Source organism: Lacrimispora sp. 38-1 (assembly GCF_049890855.1).
Classification (GTDB): domain Bacteria; phylum Bacillota; class Clostridia; order Lachnospirales; family Lachnospiraceae; genus Lacrimispora.
Map to the genome: position 1 here is coordinate 87,868 of NZ_JBANEW010000061.1, position 16,831 is coordinate 104,698.

The following is a 16,831-nucleotide window of genomic DNA, read 5'->3' on the forward strand; positions in this document are numbered from 1 at the left end:
ATAATTTCACTTTCTCAGCCTCATAAAACCGTTACATTATGCGGGATATGGGGCTTTTTTTCTGTTTTAAACCGGTTATAAAATGATTATTTACAAATGGGAGTTACAGGATATAAAATGTGCTCACACAGCGGTGCCGCAAACTACAAAAACCAGACATAATCACCAAAATCAGGTGGATTTATGAAAAGGGGAAATTGAAAAGGAGAGCATATGGAAAAGATGCAAAGCAATGCAAGGCCCAGAGCGGGTACATGGAGACATGAACTTTCCGTACATAAGTGGCTGTATATCATGATTGTACCAGGTGTGATTTATATGCTGGTATTCCGGTATCTTCCCATGGGCGGACTAATTATGGCATTTCAGGATTTCAGCCCTTATAACGGCGACTCCATGATTGGTGCGTTTATCCAAAGTCCGTTTGTAGGATTGGATATATTTAAAAAGTTTTTTACAGGCCCGGATTTTTTGAGGGTTCTTAAAAATACGCTGTCTATTTCTTTTGCCAGTTTAATCTTTTACTTTCCTGCTCCGATTATACTGGCATTATTCTTAAACGAGATAAAGAATGTGGCTTTTAAGCGTGTAACACAGACAATGGTGTATATTCCCCATTTTATTTCCATGGTAATTGTGGCAGCATTGACTGCTCAGCTTTTTAGTACGACAGATGGTCTGGTTTACCATGTGCTGGTCCAGATGTTCGGAAGAGCCAATGCGCCGGATATCATGTCAAATCCCGGGCTGTTTGTCCATATGATTGTGGGGCAGAGCATGTGGAAGGAAACCGGATATGGCACCATTATTTTCCTGGCGGCACTTTCCGGTGTTGATGTCCAGCTTTATGAAGCAGCAGAGGTTGATGGAGCCAACCGATGGCAGAAAATGTGGCATATTACATTGCCAGCGATCCGGTCTACGATTGTTATTATGCTGATCTTAAAAATCGGTACAATTTTAAATACCAGCTATGAACAGATCTTTCTGATGCAAAATTCCATGAACCGGTCCGTTTCCGATGTTTTTGATACCTACATCTATACGAAAGGGGTTGTAAACGGGAATTATTCAATGGCAACCGCAGCAGGTATGTTTAAATCCATCGTCAGTATGATTATGGTTTTAGGAGCAAATAAGCTGGCGAAAGTGTTTGGAGAGTCCGGATTCTATTAAAAAGGAGAATGAAACAATGGCTAAAACAAAGCATTTGAAAGTGAAAAGAAGTCCGGGAGATGAACTGGTTCAGGGTCTCATCTACCTTTTCATAGGAATATTTGCATTAATTACTCTTCTTCCATTTGTTTATATTGTTGCAGGTTCTTTTGCAACAGAAAGGGAACTGACAGAGCGTGCCTTTTTTCTGTTCCCTCATACCATTTCCTTTAATGCGTACCAGTATATATTTAAAACGGGTGATACGGTAAAAGGATTGTTCAATTCTCTGTTTGTGACAATCATTGGTGTTTTGATTAATATGATTCTTTCCTGCACACTGGCCTATCCTTTGTCCAGACCGTATTTCAAAGGACGGATTTTCTTTACCAATATGGTCATTATCACCATGCTGTTTTCGGGTGGTATGGTTCCTACCTACATGCTGGTTTCCAATGTATTACATTTAAAAAATTCGTATTGGTCATTATGGCTTCCGGGGGCAGTGAATGCTTTTAATATGATAATTATTAAAAATTATTTTCAGGGACTTCCCGCAGAATTAGAGGAAGCGGCCAGAATGGATGGAGGTAATGATGCACAGATATTTTTAAAAATTATACTTCCCCTTTCCAAACCGGTCATTGCAAGTGTATCGCTTTTCTATGCAGTCTTCCACTGGAATTCTTACTTTGATGCAATGATGTATATTTCTGATAAAAACAAAGAAGTAATTCAGATTGTATTAAGACGAATTATTTTTCTGACGTCTTCCGTTGCAACGGAAGGTGGATTTGACTGGGGGCTGTTTGGTATGCCTCCGGAGAAGGCGGTTAAAATGGCCACAACTGTGGTTGCCACTATTCCGATCTTAGTGGTATATCCATTTATACAGAAGTACTTTACCCAGGGTGTTATGGTAGGCTCAGTGAAAGGCTGAGTGCAAAAATTATTATATTTAAAAGGAGAGGTTTAAGATGAAAAAGACATGGAAACGAGCGGTATCGGTATCATTAGCAGGTGCGGTGGCATTATCAGTGACTGCCTGCGGCGGTTCAGCGGCATCCGCCCAAAAGGAGGCTGCCAATACACCGGCAGATGGAAAACCAACCATTACTTTCATGGCACCATCATTTCATGGTACCGATTTAAAGAATGATAAGTCTGATGAGGTTATTAAAAGATTTGAAGATTACACCGGCACTCATGTGAACTGGCAATGGGAATCCAATGATACTTATAAAGAAAAGCTTGGACTTACTTTAATGGATAAAGACAATATGCCCATGGTAGTAACTGCTTCCGGAGACTTAACGGCTAATGTGGTGGATGCGGCGAGAAAGGGCGCATTCTGGGACCTGACACCATATTTGCAGGATAAGGAGAATTATAAAAATCTGTCACAGGCAAATCCGAAAGTGCTGAAGGCATTGACTGTTGATGGAAAAATCATAGGTGTTTACCGGTCCAGGGTGATCGGCCGTTACGGATTTTCTTACCGTACAGACTGGGCAGAGGCGGTAGGTATTACTGAAGAGCCGAAAACGGTGGAAGATGTTTACAATATGCTTTACAAATTTACGTATGACGACCCGGATGGCAATGGAGTCAATGATACCTATGGCCTTGAAATGACAAAATATACCGGGCCGCTTGATATTATCCAGACATGGTTTGGCTGTGGGAATGAATGGGTGGAAAAAGACGGAAAGCTGGTACCGGTCCACCAGACAGAAGAATACAAAGAAGCTTTAAAGTGGATGAAAAAGATATATGACGATGGCCTGATCAGAAAAGACTGGGCTACGGTAGACTCCGGAACCTTTCAGGATGGATGTAAGAAAGGGGAAGCAGGAGCGTTTATTGATGTTATGGATGGTGCTAAAAGAATCTGGTCCTATTATAATATGAATAGTGTAAAATCAGTGACAGATCCCTCTAAGAATGCTTCCATGACATTGGTAGGACCAATCAATGACAGAACACTGGCAAACAGCGGCTTTAACGGATACTATCTGATTACCAGGGCAGGGGCGAAGACAGAGGAAGAGGTAAAGAACTGTCTGCATTTCCTGGATAAGATGTGTGATGATGAGATGCTTGTGCTGGCTGACTACGGCTTAGAAGGAGTTACTTACGATTTAAATGAAGCAGGGAAAGTTGTGCTGAGACATGAAATGGAGGCACAATATACCCCGTCTGCAGGCCTAAACCAGAGTATTTGTTATATTCCAAACCGGGAACCGAAATCTCCAGCCCTGGAAAAGGATGAGCCGATGATCGCACAGGATCAGGCATATGAAAGAAATGAAAAGGTTGCCGTTTATAACCCGGCTCTTGGATACCTGGCCAATTCTGAGGTAAATGCAGAGGTGGGAACAGACATAGAGCAGATCATTGATGACGCCAGAACCCAGTATATCTGCGGACAGATTGATGATGAAGGTTTGGAGGCAGCAGCAAAACAGTGGATGGACCGCGGCGGTGACAGACTGGTAGAGGAGATCAACCAGCTTTACCAGAACGATACGTCAAAATAATAAACAGCAATGATACAAAAGGCTTCAGGCGTGTGATAACGGTTGAAGCCTTTTGTGCAGCAGGATTTTCAGGAGGCAGATTGATATGATATTACATAGTCTGGGAGACAGAAGGCTGTCTGGATATACAACCTGGGGTTGTTTGTGGGAGAAAGGAAGCTGTACGAAAGAAACGGAGTATCAGTTAAAAAACAGGCAGAAAGATAATCTTCCGATGCAGAGCCGGATTACAGCCTGGTGGCCCGATGGTTCCGTAAAATGGACCGCTCATACGGCGGATGCTGCCCTTTTGGGAAATGAGATTGAAGTCGTGCCCGGAACCCCTTCTCAATTAAAGCAGAAAATTAAGGTTATGAAAAAAGACGGTTTTATGGAGATTCTGGCCGGGAGCATCAAGGTAAAAATTGCCTGTGACAGCAGGAAGCTGATCGATTCCATTTATTTTCATGAAAAAAAGTTTCTCATAAATGGCAGAACTGTTTTGCTTTTGGAGGAACCTTCCGTGTGGAACGGCAATTCAGTCAAAATTGAAAAGGAATATGATTCAAGGATTACAGAACTATCAGTGGAGGAGGAAGGAGAATTACAGGTTATTATTAAATATACCGGTTATCACGAATCAGCTGACGGAGATAAAAAGATTCCGTTTGTCATCCGTATGAAAGTCGGATTTGACAGTCCGCGTATTGATTTTATACATACATTTTTATATGACGGTGATGAAGAGAAAGATTTTTTAAAAGGAATCGGGATTCGCTTTCAATCTCCTTTAGAGGGGAAGATTTATAACCGGCATGTAAAATTCATGGGGGACCATGGCGTGTTCCATGAAAGTATGGCCCAGCTTCTGTCATGGAGGCCAAAGGTTCCACAGGAAATTTATGAAAAGCAGATTAAGGGAGAAAGACTGAAGCTTACCGGAAGTGATAAAGAGACAGTGGACACAGTCCTGAAAGACATGCCGTTTTGGAGTGAATATGATTTATGCCAGGACAGTGCAAACCATTTCTGCATCAAAAAGAAAATAAAGGATGAAAACTGCTGCTTTCTGGACTGCCTCCACGGAAAAAGGACAGAGGGAGCGGCCGCATTCGGATCTGAGCATGGCTCGGTATTGTTTTCAATCAGGGATTTTTGGGAAAAGTATCCGTCAGGTTATACGTTCCGGAATCTGGATGGTGATATGGCGGAGACTGTCATGTGGCTGTGGTCTCCCAGTGCCCAGGCCATGGACTTCCGTCACTATGCAAACCGGGGTTATAACCAGGTATATTATGAGGGGTATGATTATAAAGGCGCCACACCTTACGGAATCGCCTGTACCAGCGAATGTTCTGTCATGCTATCGGAGGAGATGATTCCAAAAAACCAGGAACTGGCTGAATTTGCTGAATCAGTAAAGCGGCCTGCTCAGTATTTGGGAACACCGGAATATTATCATGAGAGGAAGGCATTTGGGTACTGGTCCCTGCCGCAGCGGAATACGCAGATGGAATGCTGGCTCGAGGATCAGCTTGATATGGCCGTGGATTTTTACCGGAATGAAGTGGATCAGAGAAACTGGTATGGGCTGTTTAATTATGGTGATTTCATGCATACCTATGACAGGGAGCGCCATCAGTGGCGGTATGATATGGGCGGATATGCCTGGGACAATACGGAACTGGTTCCCACTCTCTGGTTATGGTATGCATTCATGAGAACAGGCCGGGAGGATATCTTTGTCCTGGCAGAGAAACTGTCAAGACATGCTTCCGAGGTTGATGTATACCACATGGGCAGATATAAGGGACTGGGTTCCCGCCATAATGTCAGGCACTGGGGCTGCCCCTGCAAGGAGGCACGGATTGCCATGGCGGCCCATCACCGGTTTTATTATTATCTGACCGGAGACCGGCGGCTGGAAGATATATTTGAAGAATTAAAGGATAATGAAATAACATTTTTAAATAAGGACCCCCTGGGTGATTTTTATGACAAGGAGAAAATGGTTTATCCGGCTCATGCCAGAACCGGACCGGACTGGTCTTCTCTGTGTGCAAACTGGCTGACTGAGTGGGAGCGGTTTGACGATAAGAAATACAGAGATAAGATTCTTACGGGAATCCGGGATATTAAAAAGGCGCCTTTAAAGCTGATATCAGGTCCTGATTTTGAATTTAATCCGGCTGATGTCCATCTGCGTTATATCGGAGAGAGGGCGTCAGGAGGCACCCATCTTCAAATCTGCATGGGAGCACCTGAGGTATGGATGGAATTATCTGACTTAATAGAGGATGAGGAATGGAAGCGGATGCTGGCAGATTACGGCAGGTTTTATTATCTGCCCCGTAAGCAGCAGATAGAAGAGTCAGACGGCATCATAGGCAAAAGGGAATTCAGCCTTCCTTTTATGGCGGCGGCTATGGGAGCCTACGGAGCCTGGTACTTAAAAGATCAGGTGCTGGCAGAAAGAACGTGGCAGCATCTCCTGCATGCTTCCATCAGCCAGGGAAATCATGACGGATTTAAAATTCTTACCGTTTCCAATCAGGGGAATCAAAAAAATCTGAAAGAGATTCCATGGATATCTACGAATTTTACCGCACAGTGGTGCTTAAATGTAATTGTTGTTCTTGAATTTATCCGAAGTTATCTTCCGAAGACACTAAAGGAAGGTGATGAACTGGTAGAAAGCATGCCGGAGGAAACGTTCCATAAGGCATAATGAAACTTTGTTTAGCCAGAAAAATGGAGGGAAACATGATCAGGATAGAAGAGATATCGGACCAGGAGGTGACAGTTTCCTGGGACCGGCTGGAGGGAGCAAAAGTTTACCGTGTCTATTGGTCCGACCGGGATACAGAACTGGAGAATTACCGGTTTATGAAGGAGATATCCGCAGATGACACACTGCGGTTTACCCTTTATAAATCTACCCATATTCCTCATTATATCAGAATCTGTGCAGTGAAATCGGACAGCACGATTCATGAAGAGGTGTATGTTACATCTGTTCACTATATAAAACGGGAACAGCTGGAGACACTTAACAGAGGACTGACAGCTGTAAGGACAAAGAACGGAGTATTTTTAAGCTGGAGATTGTTTTTAACAGAAGTTACCGGTTATAAAAACGGTGGTTTGACCGGAGTTCATTTTCATCTCTATCGGAATGGAACGAAAATTGCGGAAGTGAAAGACAGTACAAACTATCTGGACCCGGAGGGGGATGTACAATCAGAATATGGAGTGGCTCCTGCAATAAACGGGATGGAATACGATGCCTGCCCGCCTGTAAAGGTGTGGGATAAGGCGTATCTGGACATACCGCTTAAGAAGCCGGAGCCGGGCGTGACACCTTCCGGGGAAGCCTTTACCTATTCCGCTAACGACATGTCCATTGCAGATGTGGATGGAGACGGGGAATATGAATACATCGTAAAATGGGATCCTTCTAATTCCCATGATGTTTCCATAAAAGGGTATACAGGCCGCTGTTACATAGACTGCTACAAACTGGATGGAACTCTTTTATGGCGGCTCGACATGGGGCCCAACATCCGGGCAGGGGCTCATTATACTCAGTTTATGTGCTACGACTTCAATGGAGACGGAAAGGCTGAAATGGCGGTGAAAACCGCTCCGGGCACCGCAATGACGGTCTATGGGCCGGATGGGAGGCCTGCAGAGGAATTCTTTATCACTATGCCGAAGGAGGACTTAAATCATGGGTATAGCCATGACGATTCCTATGTGTGCAGCTTTAAGAGCTACCGGAAGCATTTAACGGAAGTGTTCCGTTCATGGAACGATCATCCGGAAGTGAAGGCAGGGCATTGGCCGGAAAGCCTGGAACAGTGCTTTGGCATCCCCAGGAAGTATTCTTACCCATTAAACCAGGAAGATTCAGAATGTCTGACAGATTATTTCCTGGATATTTATGCACCATCCAGGAGCCCTAAAAATAATCTGCGGGAGTTCGAGGGCTTCATTTTTGAAGGACCGGAGTACCTGACTATGTTCGGGGGAGACGGGAAAGAGCTTCAGACGATTCCGTTTCCATTTGAAAGGGTGGATGACGGTCTTCTCTGGGGCGATTATGCCATGAACCGGATCGAACCCTGCAACCGGGTGGATCGTTTTTTGTCTGCAGTGGCCTATCTGGACGGAAAGCGGCCTTATCTGGTGGTCTGCCGCGGTTATTATACAAGAGCTGCAATCGCTGCTTATGATTTTTTTGATAACTGTTTTCACGAGATCTGGTCTGTGGACAGTGGATTTGTGCCCATGAAGAATCCGTTCTGCGACAATCCCCATGATTTATGCGGAACTCATCCTGTTTACGGAGAACTGGCAGGCCAGGGGAATCATTCCGTTTCTACTGCCGACGTGGATGGGGATGGCTGTATGGAGATCCTATACGGGGCCGCCTGCATCGATCACGATGGAAGCCTGCTTTACAGCTCCAGGGATAAGCTTCCGGACGGCAGGACCGCAAAGCTGGGTCACGGAGATGCCATGCACGTGGCGGATATCGACCCGGACCGGCCGGGCTATGAGATATTTAACGTATTTGAAGGGGCAGACCATGCACCTTACGGTTATGCCCTCAGGGATGCGCAGTCAGGGAAAGTCCTGTTCGGAGAGTATGCTAAGAAAGATTTAGGCCGGTGCATGATCGGCGATGTGGTTCCCGGTGTGCGGGGGATGCAGTGCTGGGTCAACGGAGTGGGGACGTATGACTGCCATGGAAAGCTTCTTAAGAAAGAAACATTAGGCAGTAACATGTCCATTCGGTGGGCAGGCGATCTGACCACACAGATCACGGATGGGGCGGACTATTTAAGCCAGAAGCCAGTAGGAGTGATCAATGATTTTACCCATGGAATCATGCTGTGGCCGGATAACACCCTGACCAACAACGGGACCAAAGGAAATCCCTGTCTGGCAGCTGATATCTTCGGAGATTTCAGGGAAGAGATTCTTCTTCGGACGGAGGACAGCTCGGCGATCCGCATTTATACCAATACGGAGCTGACGGACCACAAGCTGTTTACCCTGATGCATGATGTCCAGTACCGGTGCGGCGTGGCATGGCAGAACAACTGCTACAACCAGCCGTGCTATCCGGAATTTTACTATGCTTCCGACATGGAATTTAACAGGGTCCTTCCTTATATGAACCGGAAACCTGTTATTTACCTGGCCGGTGATTCGATTACACAGACCGGAGGGGAAGAAGACAGGCCCAGATACGGACTTGGAGAAATGCTTCTAAAGTATCTGGATGAAGGAAACTTCTATGAGACCTATCACAGGGAGGACTGTCCCTTTAAACAGGAAATGCGGTATGAAAGCCGCCATTTGATTGTGGATAACTGCGCCATGGCCGGCAGGTCAGCCAGGACATTTCTGGAAGAGGGACGCCTGGAGGATATCCGGAGCCATATCAGTGAAGGTGATTATCTTTTTATTCAGTTTGGCCACAACGATGCATCTGTCTCCAAGGCAGAACGATATGTTCCGGTTTCTGATTTTCCTTTGTATCTGAAACATTTTGTGGATACAGCCAGAAAAGCGGGGGCTGTTCCGGTTCTGATTTCTCCAGTCAGCTTATGTCCGTGCAAAGAGAACCAGGAAGGGGAGAAGGGGGAGATTTCCCGTCTTCTGCCCGGTTATTGCCGTCAGATGGAGGTGTTTGCAAAGAAAGAGGGCATCCTTTATATAGATATGAACCGTCTGACGAAACAGCATTGTGAAACAGCAGACGAAATGGATTCGAGAAGACTATACATTCCCGATCTGGTACATTTGAGCAGGGAAGGGGCAGATTGTTATGCCGCATTATTGGCAAATGAAGGGAAAACACTTATAATAGATAAAAATAATCAAATTGACCGGCAGAAACCGGAGAAGGAAGGCGGATTGTAAGATGGGTAGGATTCATTATGACAGGGACAGGCTGGAAGAAGCTATGGACCGCATTGTGGAACGGACAAAACGGATGGATATGTCCTGGGACTGGCCCTGTGGCGTCGCATATTATGGACTTGCGGAAGCTTATGAGGTAACGAAAAAGGAAGGTTATCTGGAATTTTTAAAGGAACGGGTGGATGAACTGATTGATCTGGGACTCCCAGCCTGGACTGTAAACACTTGTGCCATGGGTCATTGCCTCATAACATTGTACCAGGCCACGGGGGATGAGAAATACATGGACATCATCTGCTCCAAGACGGAATACTTAAGGAAGGATGCCCTGCGTTTCGGCGACCATGTGCTGCAGCATACGGTTTCCGCCAACAACGATTTCCCGGAGCAGTGCTGGGCAGATACTCTGTTTATGGCAGCATTTTTTCTGTTACGGGTCGGTGTTATGACAAAGGACGAGGAATTGACAGGCGATGCTTTAAACCAGTATTACTGGCATATCCAGTATCTTCAGGATGAAAATACCGGATTATGGTATCATGGCTACAACAATATTACAAAGGACCATATGTCGGGATTTTACTGGGGAAGGGCTAACTGCTGGGCAGCTTATACCATGAGCAAGGTAGGGCTGATCCTGCCGGAGTGCTACCTCTATCCCCAGTACTTAGAAATCGTGGGAAGCTTAAATGAACAGCTCTCTGCATTAAAGCTTCTGCAGACGGAGAAAGGCCTGTGGAGGACCATCTTAAATGATGGAGAATCCTATGAGGAGCTATCCGCTTCTGCCGGTATTGCGGCGGCTATGACTTTAAAGGGGAATCCGCTTCATATCAAATACATAGAAAAATCCATTGAAGGTGTATTGGCCCATGTGGCTGCTGATGGCAGAGTTACGGAGGTTTCGGGGGGAACTGCTGTGATGAAGGACCGTGACGGTTACCGGAATATTTCAAAAAAATGGATTCAGGGCTGGGGACAGGGCATGGCACTTGCATTCTTTGCCGCAGTTCTGAATTATGATAATATTGCAGGGGATGGTGCATTATGATGAATCAATTGAAACGAATTTATACCTGCTTTCCGGGAGGGAAGCATAAGGTTCTTACCATGAGCTATGACGATGGTAAGCTTGAGGACCGGAGACTTATTGAAATCTTTAATCATTACGGCATAAAAGGTACTTTTCATTTAAATTCAGGACTCATGGATGATGAAAACCGGATAAAACCGGAGGAATGGAAAGAATTATACAGAGGCCATGAGGTGTCCTGCCATACGGTACTCCATCCTACGATTGCCAGGTGTCCTCTTCCTCAGGTGGCCCTTCAGGTACTGGAGGACAGGAGGGCGTTAGAGAGGGCAGCAGGCTGCCCGGTACGGGGAATGTCTTATCCCAATGGTTCGTATACACAGGAAATTGTGGATATGCTTCCAGGTCTGGGAATTGAATACTGCAGGGTGGTTGGAAGCACTGATGATTTTAACATGCCGGAAAACTATTTAACATGGAAATCCACCTGCCATCATAACCACAATCTGCTGGAAAATGGAAAACGGTTCATTGAGCTTAATAAAACCCAGTATCTTTATTTGATGTATGTATGGGGACACAGCTATGAATTTCCCAGAGATGACAACTGGGAGCTTATGGAAGAATTCTGCCGTATGGCAGGGCAGCGCGGGGATACCTGGTATGCAACAAATATTGAGATTGTTGATTATATGAATGCGGCAGCTGCCCTTAAGTATACCATTGACGGAGACCTTGTGTACAATCCATCAGCAAAGGCTGTCTGGATCAGTGTGGATGGAACGATTGTGGAAGTGCCTGGCGGAAGCCAGATCATGATTTGATTTTTGGCTTTCGTTACATTCCAAAGAGGTGCTGGAGCAGAATTTTGATTCCCATCAGTATGAGAATGACTCCGCCGGCGAATTCCGCTTTTGATTTAAAGCGTGTACCGAAAACATTTCCCACCTTTATTCCGGCAACAGAGAGAGTAAAGGTGGTTACACCGATAAATGAAACTGCAGGGATGATCTGAACCTTTAGAAATGCAAAGGTTACACCGACAGCCAGTGCGTCGATGCTGGTTGCAATGGCAAGCATAAACATATTCTTAGGATCCAGAGAACAGTCCGTGCATTCCACTTCATCTTTGCTGAAAGATTCCTTGATCATATTTATGCCTATAATGCCAAGAAGGACAAAGGCAATCCAGTGATCGTAGGAGGTAATGGCTTCCTTGAACTGGGACCCCAGCAGATAACCGATAACCGGCATTCCCGCCTGGAAACCTCCGAAGTATAATCCGGCAATAACTGCATTTCGCCAGTTCATCCGGGGCATGCAAAGACCTTTGCAGATGGAAACGGCAAACGCATCCATGGACAGCCCCACCGCAATGATGAACAACTCTGGTAATGACATGTGATATTCCTCCTGTGTATGTGCTTTATAACTATATGTTGAGAGGAAGGAGATAATAAAAGAGACTTATCTGTGTGTACGAAAAAAACACACAGATAAGTCTCATCTTTTTGCGTCGAAAGCAAATTAGCAAAGCCAGACAGAAAATTCTGTCAGTATGTTGACTTAGCAGGCACCTGATCTGACCCGGTCAGGTGCTGACTACTCCCTCATCTTTTGCCTATTCTAACGGATTCGGGTAATTCTGTCAAGAAGAAATCGATTTGATATCTTTACAAAAATGGGAAATTATGTTATATTCTTCGTGATTTTGAAACCATGGAGGGAAAATTATGGAAGATTTTTTTGCTATTGTAATATTTATTGTCTTTCTTGGAATATTATTTTTGATAAACGGACTCTATATCAATTTTATGGGAAAAGTAACACAAAATAATATTAAAAAGAGAATTGCAAAAGGTAAGATTAACGACAGGAAGCTGATTTATTTTTATAAGACAGCGGACAGAAACCGCAAAAATAAGTTTCTTGCATTCCTGGCATACGGCGTATTTTACCGCTCATTTTTAAATCTGAATGAAGGAAAATACCTTTTATTCAAAGAAGAAGTGGAGCGGAGAGGGTTAATAAACCAGATTTAAAAGATATTTGTGGTTTACATAAGAAGTAAAAAGACTTGTATCAAGGATACCTGTCTTTTTTTGGGGCTGATAGTTGACTAATCAACCAAAATCTGAAAATATAAAAATTTGAATTGAAAAGGTGGTGAGAGAATGGGAAATGAACCTGTGAATCTGATGATGATAAACAGTAAAATATATAGAAATACGCAGAGTTATTTAGACAAAGCATTGAAAAAATATGATCTGAGCAGCGGGTCTTTTCGCTATTTATTTATAATGGAAAAAAATGAAGGGTTATGTCAGAGCAGGATCAGTGAACTGATTGGCCACGATAAGGCAATGTCTGCCAGAACGATTAACAGGCTGACAGAACTTGGTTATGTAGTCAGAATAGAGGATCAGTTGGACAGCAGGGCATATAAGCTGTATCTGACTGATAAAGCAAGGCTTATACTTCCGGAGATCAGAGAAAAATTAAATAAATTGACAGAACTTATTACGGTTGATTTGACGAAAGAGGAAAAAGAAATTACCTTATCTTCGCTTGTTAAAATTCTTAATAAAACGCTTGAACTTAACACATAAGAAGGGATTTAAGATGGAAGAAGTAAGGAAACAAAATAAATGGTTGGTATTAATCATTGTTGTATTATCGACCTTCATGTCAACGTTAGACAGCAGCATTGTCAATGTGGCACTGCCCCGTATGGCTGACTCCCTGGGAGTCACCACAGCGAGCATCCAGTTCGTTGCCACAAGCTATTTAATTGTAATATCGGGGACTGTTCTGATTTTTGGAAAGCTGGGAGATATGTTTGGTAAGACAAGCATGTTCACATTAGGCGTTATCGTTTTTACCATCGGCTCTCTGCTGTGTGGTTTGTCTCATTCCTTCTGGATTTTAATCATGGCGAGAGCTGTTCAGGCAATTGGCGCGGCGGGAACCATGGCAAATAACCAGGGAATCATAACAGAAGTGTTTCCTGTTAATGAAAGAGGAAAGGCACTTGGACTCCTTGGGACAGCGGTTGCACTGGGGTCTCTGGTGGGACCAGGACTTGGAGGAATGATTGTAGGCGTATTAAGCTGGGAATATATTTTTACCATTAATGTTCCAATAGGAATCATTGCAGCGGCAGGAGCATTCTGTCTCCTTCCAAAAACAAAGGCAAAAGCGAAAGGAAAGATGGATTTGATCGGTGCTGTTTTATTCATCGTGACAATCGTCTCTCTATTTGGTGCTCTGAGTGAAGGCCTGAATCTGGGATTCGGGAATCCGCTTATTTTAACAGGATTTTTGGTTGCAGCAGCCTGTTTTGCAGCATTTCTCTTTGTAGAGAAGAATCGGAAGGATCCCATGATTCAGCTGGATATTTTTAAAAACGGCTTGTTTTCCTTAAGTATATTCTGCGGCTTTATCAGTTTTGTAGCCTTGTTCTGCAACAATATTATACTTCCTTTTTATTTACAGGATGTTATGGAATTTTCACCTCAAAAGGCGGGGCTTATTATGATGGCCTATCCGCTCATACTCATGGTAGCCGCACCTGTGAGCGGTCATTTCTCCGATAAAACAGGCTCTGAAATTCTCACATTTGTCGGACTTGTTTTCACCAGCATCGGGCTGTTTTTTATGTCCTTTTTAAATGAGAATTCAGCCGTAATTACGATGGTCTGTTTTATTGGAATTATGTCTGTTGGAAATGGATTGTTTCAGTCTCCCAATAATTCCCTTATTATGTCTACTGTACCGAGGGATAAGCTGGGCGTGGCAGGAAGCATCAATGCTCTTGTGAGAAATATGGGTATGGTATGTGGAATCGCCCTTGCCACCACCCTTCTTTATGGTATGATGAGCAGCAGGCTGGGATACCGCGTAACTGACTATATTCCGGGGAGAAGTGATGTGTTTTTATTTGGCATGAATATCGTATATATCACTGCTTCTGTGATCTGTATGATTGGAGCTGTTTTGACATTTTTCAGATTAAAGAGAAAAAACATCACAGCCATGGCCGGAAATAAATTATAAAAAAATATTGCATCAGGAAAAGGATTGTGATATTATAAGTGAAATTCATTGTAGTGAAGTGTTGAACTGTTTAAAAAGTTGAAAACAGGGCATGATGAAGCTACAGAATGAAATAAATACTTAAAAAAGGCAGAGAAGGAGACTCTGGCCTATGGATCCGGACAGGAAGATTGCGTCACCGACTGAGAGCGCTTTCACGAGAGACTTGGCTATGGGAACACTCCGGAGCCGATAGATCGAAGCGGCTGGTACTGACTGAGTTTTGTACCGGTGACATGAGTAGGTTTATCCGTATACATGCGTTAAATGTTTGAGTGGAGATATCTTTATCTCAATGCGGGTGGTACCGCGGGAGTCTATTGCCATAGTAATCCCGTCCCGGAATATGTAACTGTATTCCGGGACGGGATATTTTATTGTCATAAAATATTTCTCCGGAATCAAAGCAATTACATTCAGGTAAGGAGAAAACAGTCATGGAATTTATCAGTGGTGTAAAACAGAAAGAAACAATGGGAATCCAGGAAATTATATCTGGTGATTATGCAGGAAAAACGGTCAGGCTGGAAGGAAGTGTCCATACCATTCGTGACATGGGTGAAGTAGCTTTTATCATTTTGCGGAAAGCCGAAGGACTGGTGCAGTGTGTATTCGAAGAAGGAAAGACAGCTTTCGATTTAAGCCAGTTAAAGGAAGAGTCTGCAATCCGGGTTACCGGTGTGGTAAGCGGCGAGGAGCGGGCTCCTCATGGATTTGAAATCAGGCTTCAGGAAATAACCGTGCTGTCAGAGCCGGCAGAAGTGCTTCCCATCGCCATCAGCAAATGGAAGTTAAAAACTTCCCTGGAGACGAAGCTGGGCCTGCGCCCGATCACCTTGCGTAATCCGATGGAGCGTGCAAAATTCCGCATTCAGGAAGGAATTGTAAGAGGCTTCCGGGATTTTCTTCATTCCCAGAATTTTACTGAGATCCGTACACCAAAGATTGTAGCCCGGGGCGCAGAAGGCGGATCCAATGTATTCAAACTGGATTATTTTAATAAAAAAGCAGAGCTGGGCCAGAGTCCGCAGTTCTACAAGCAGACCATGGTTGGGGTATATGACCGGGTATTTGAAGTCGCTCCCGTTTTCCGCGCAGAGAAACACAATACAACCAGACATTTGAATGAATATACCAGCATGGATTTTGAAATGGGATACATCGACAGCTTTGAGGAGATCATGGAAATGGAAACAGCCATGCTCCAGTATGTCTTTGAGCTGCTTTGTGAGGAATATGCACAGGAACTTGCCATGTTAAAGATCAGCCTTCCTGATGTAACAAACATTCCGCAGGTCCGTTTTGAAAAGGCCAAAGAGCTGGTATCTGAAAAATATAACAGAAAGATTAAAAACCCCTATGATTTAGAACCGGAGGAGGAAGTTTTAATCGGACGGTACTTTAAAGAAGAGTATGGCAGTGATTTCGTATTTGTCACTCATTATCCTTCCAAAAAACGCCCGTTCTATGCCATGGATGATCCGGCAGATTCCAAATTCACCTTAAGTTTTGACTTACTCTTTAAGGGACTTGAGATCACAACCGGAGGTCAGAGAATCCATGATTATGACACCATCATTAAAAAGATGGAGGCCAGAGGAATGAATCCGGAAGACATTTCTTCCTATTTAATGATATTTAAGTATGGAATGCCCCCTCACGGAGGTTTGGGAATCGGTCTGGAACGTCTGACCATGCGTCTTCTTGATGAATCAAACGTCAGAGAGACCACTCTGTTCCCAAGAGATGTCACAAGGCTGGAACCGTAACAGAAAGCAGAAAGGAGACAAAAAGAAATGGCACACATCATTGATGATGAAACAATCGAGTATGTAGGCATTCTTGCGAAGCTGGAACTTGATGATGCAGAAAAGGAAGCGGCGAAAAAGGATATGGGCCGTATGCTTGATTATATTGATAAATTAAACGAACTTGACACAGATGGGATTGAACCTATGTCACATGTATTTCCAGTATACAATGTATTCCGGGAAGATGCAGTGAAAAACGGAGACAACAGAGACCAGATCTTAATGAATGCACCGGAAAGCAAAGATGGAGCGTTCAAAGTGCCGAAGACAGTGGAATAGGGGGA

At 44.1% G+C, this 16,831-nt stretch carries 13 protein-coding genes; 12 read left to right on the plus strand and 1 reads right to left on the minus strand.

Annotated features, from left to right (window positions below; all coding sequences use genetic code 11):
- Nucleotides 1–213: 213 nt before the first annotated feature.
- The 7 genes from V7D18_RS17670 (at nucleotide 214) to V7D18_RS17700 (ending at nucleotide 11,465) form a co-directional block, all read left to right on the plus strand.
- Nucleotides 214–1,176: an ABC transporter permease gene (locus V7D18_RS17670; protein ID WP_426156074.1), complete on the plus strand. Its 963-nt coding sequence runs from the start codon at nucleotides 214–216 to the stop codon at nucleotides 1,174–1,176.
- A 16-nt stretch (nucleotides 1,177–1,192) separates the two neighbouring features.
- Nucleotides 1,193–2,095, plus strand: coding sequence for a carbohydrate ABC transporter permease (locus V7D18_RS17675; RefSeq protein WP_426156076.1), 903 nt, complete (start codon nucleotides 1,193–1,195; stop codon nucleotides 2,093–2,095).
- Between the two features lie 37 nt (nucleotides 2,096–2,132).
- Nucleotides 2,133–3,695: an extracellular solute-binding protein gene (locus V7D18_RS17680; protein WP_426156078.1), complete on the plus strand. Its 1,563-nt coding sequence runs from the start codon at nucleotides 2,133–2,135 to the stop codon at nucleotides 3,693–3,695.
- 85 nt (nucleotides 3,696–3,780) lie between these two features.
- Nucleotides 3,781–6,402, plus strand: a complete 2,622-nt coding sequence (locus V7D18_RS17685; RefSeq protein ID WP_426156080.1) for a hypothetical protein — start codon at nucleotides 3,781–3,783, stop codon at nucleotides 6,400–6,402.
- Nucleotides 6,403–6,437: 35 nt separating this feature from the next.
- Nucleotides 6,438–9,608, plus strand: coding sequence for an SGNH/GDSL hydrolase family protein (locus tag V7D18_RS17690; protein ID WP_426156081.1), 3,171 nt, complete (start codon nucleotides 6,438–6,440; stop codon nucleotides 9,606–9,608).
- A gap of 1 nt (nucleotide 9,609) precedes the next feature.
- Entirely contained in the window at nucleotides 9,610–10,659 is a 1,050-nt protein-coding gene (locus tag V7D18_RS17695; RefSeq protein WP_426156083.1) for a glycoside hydrolase family 88/105 protein, read from the plus strand.
- Entirely contained in the window at nucleotides 10,656–11,465 is an 810-nt protein-coding gene (locus V7D18_RS17700) for a polysaccharide deacetylase family protein (protein WP_426156084.1), read from the plus strand. The genes V7D18_RS17695 and V7D18_RS17700 overlap by 4 nt, the downstream gene beginning before the upstream one ends.
- A 13-nt stretch (nucleotides 11,466–11,478) precedes the next feature.
- Here V7D18_RS17700 and V7D18_RS17705 read toward each other — a convergent pair whose 3' ends face one another.
- Nucleotides 11,479–12,042, minus strand: a complete 564-nt coding sequence (locus V7D18_RS17705; protein WP_426156086.1) for a manganese efflux pump MntP family protein — start codon at nucleotides 12,040–12,042, stop codon at nucleotides 11,479–11,481.
- 332 nt (nucleotides 12,043–12,374) lie between these two features.
- On the opposite strand from V7D18_RS17705, the gene V7D18_RS17710 reads away from it, so the two are divergent.
- The 5 genes from V7D18_RS17710 to gatC all read left to right on the plus strand — a co-directional run bounded on the left by V7D18_RS17710 (nucleotide 12,375) and on the right by gatC (nucleotide 16,826).
- A complete protein-coding gene (locus tag V7D18_RS17710) occupies nucleotides 12,375–12,683 on the plus strand; it encodes a hypothetical protein (protein ID WP_426156087.1) in 309 nt (102 codons plus the stop codon).
- A 132-nt stretch (nucleotides 12,684–12,815) separates the two neighbouring features.
- Nucleotides 12,816–13,250, plus strand: a complete 435-nt coding sequence (locus V7D18_RS17715) for a MarR family winged helix-turn-helix transcriptional regulator (protein WP_426156088.1) — start codon at nucleotides 12,816–12,818, stop codon at nucleotides 13,248–13,250.
- A 13-nt stretch (nucleotides 13,251–13,263) separates the two neighbouring features.
- Nucleotides 13,264–14,697 carry an MFS transporter gene (locus tag V7D18_RS17720; protein WP_426156090.1) on the plus strand — a complete coding sequence of 478 codons (1,434 nt, stop codon included), beginning with the start codon at nucleotides 13,264–13,266 and terminating at the stop codon, nucleotides 14,695–14,697.
- A 476-nt stretch (nucleotides 14,698–15,173) separates the two neighbouring features.
- Complete coding sequence (aspS, locus tag V7D18_RS17725; RefSeq protein ID WP_426156091.1) at nucleotides 15,174–16,505, plus strand: aspartate--tRNA(Asn) ligase; 1,332 nt, start codon at nucleotides 15,174–15,176, stop codon at nucleotides 16,503–16,505.
- 27 nt (nucleotides 16,506–16,532) lie between these two features.
- Nucleotides 16,533–16,826 carry an Asp-tRNA(Asn)/Glu-tRNA(Gln) amidotransferase subunit GatC gene (gene gatC, locus V7D18_RS17730; RefSeq protein ID WP_426156092.1) on the plus strand — a complete coding sequence of 98 codons (294 nt, stop codon included), beginning with the start codon at nucleotides 16,533–16,535 and terminating at the stop codon, nucleotides 16,824–16,826.
- The last annotated feature ends 5 nt before the right edge of the window (nucleotides 16,827–16,831 follow it).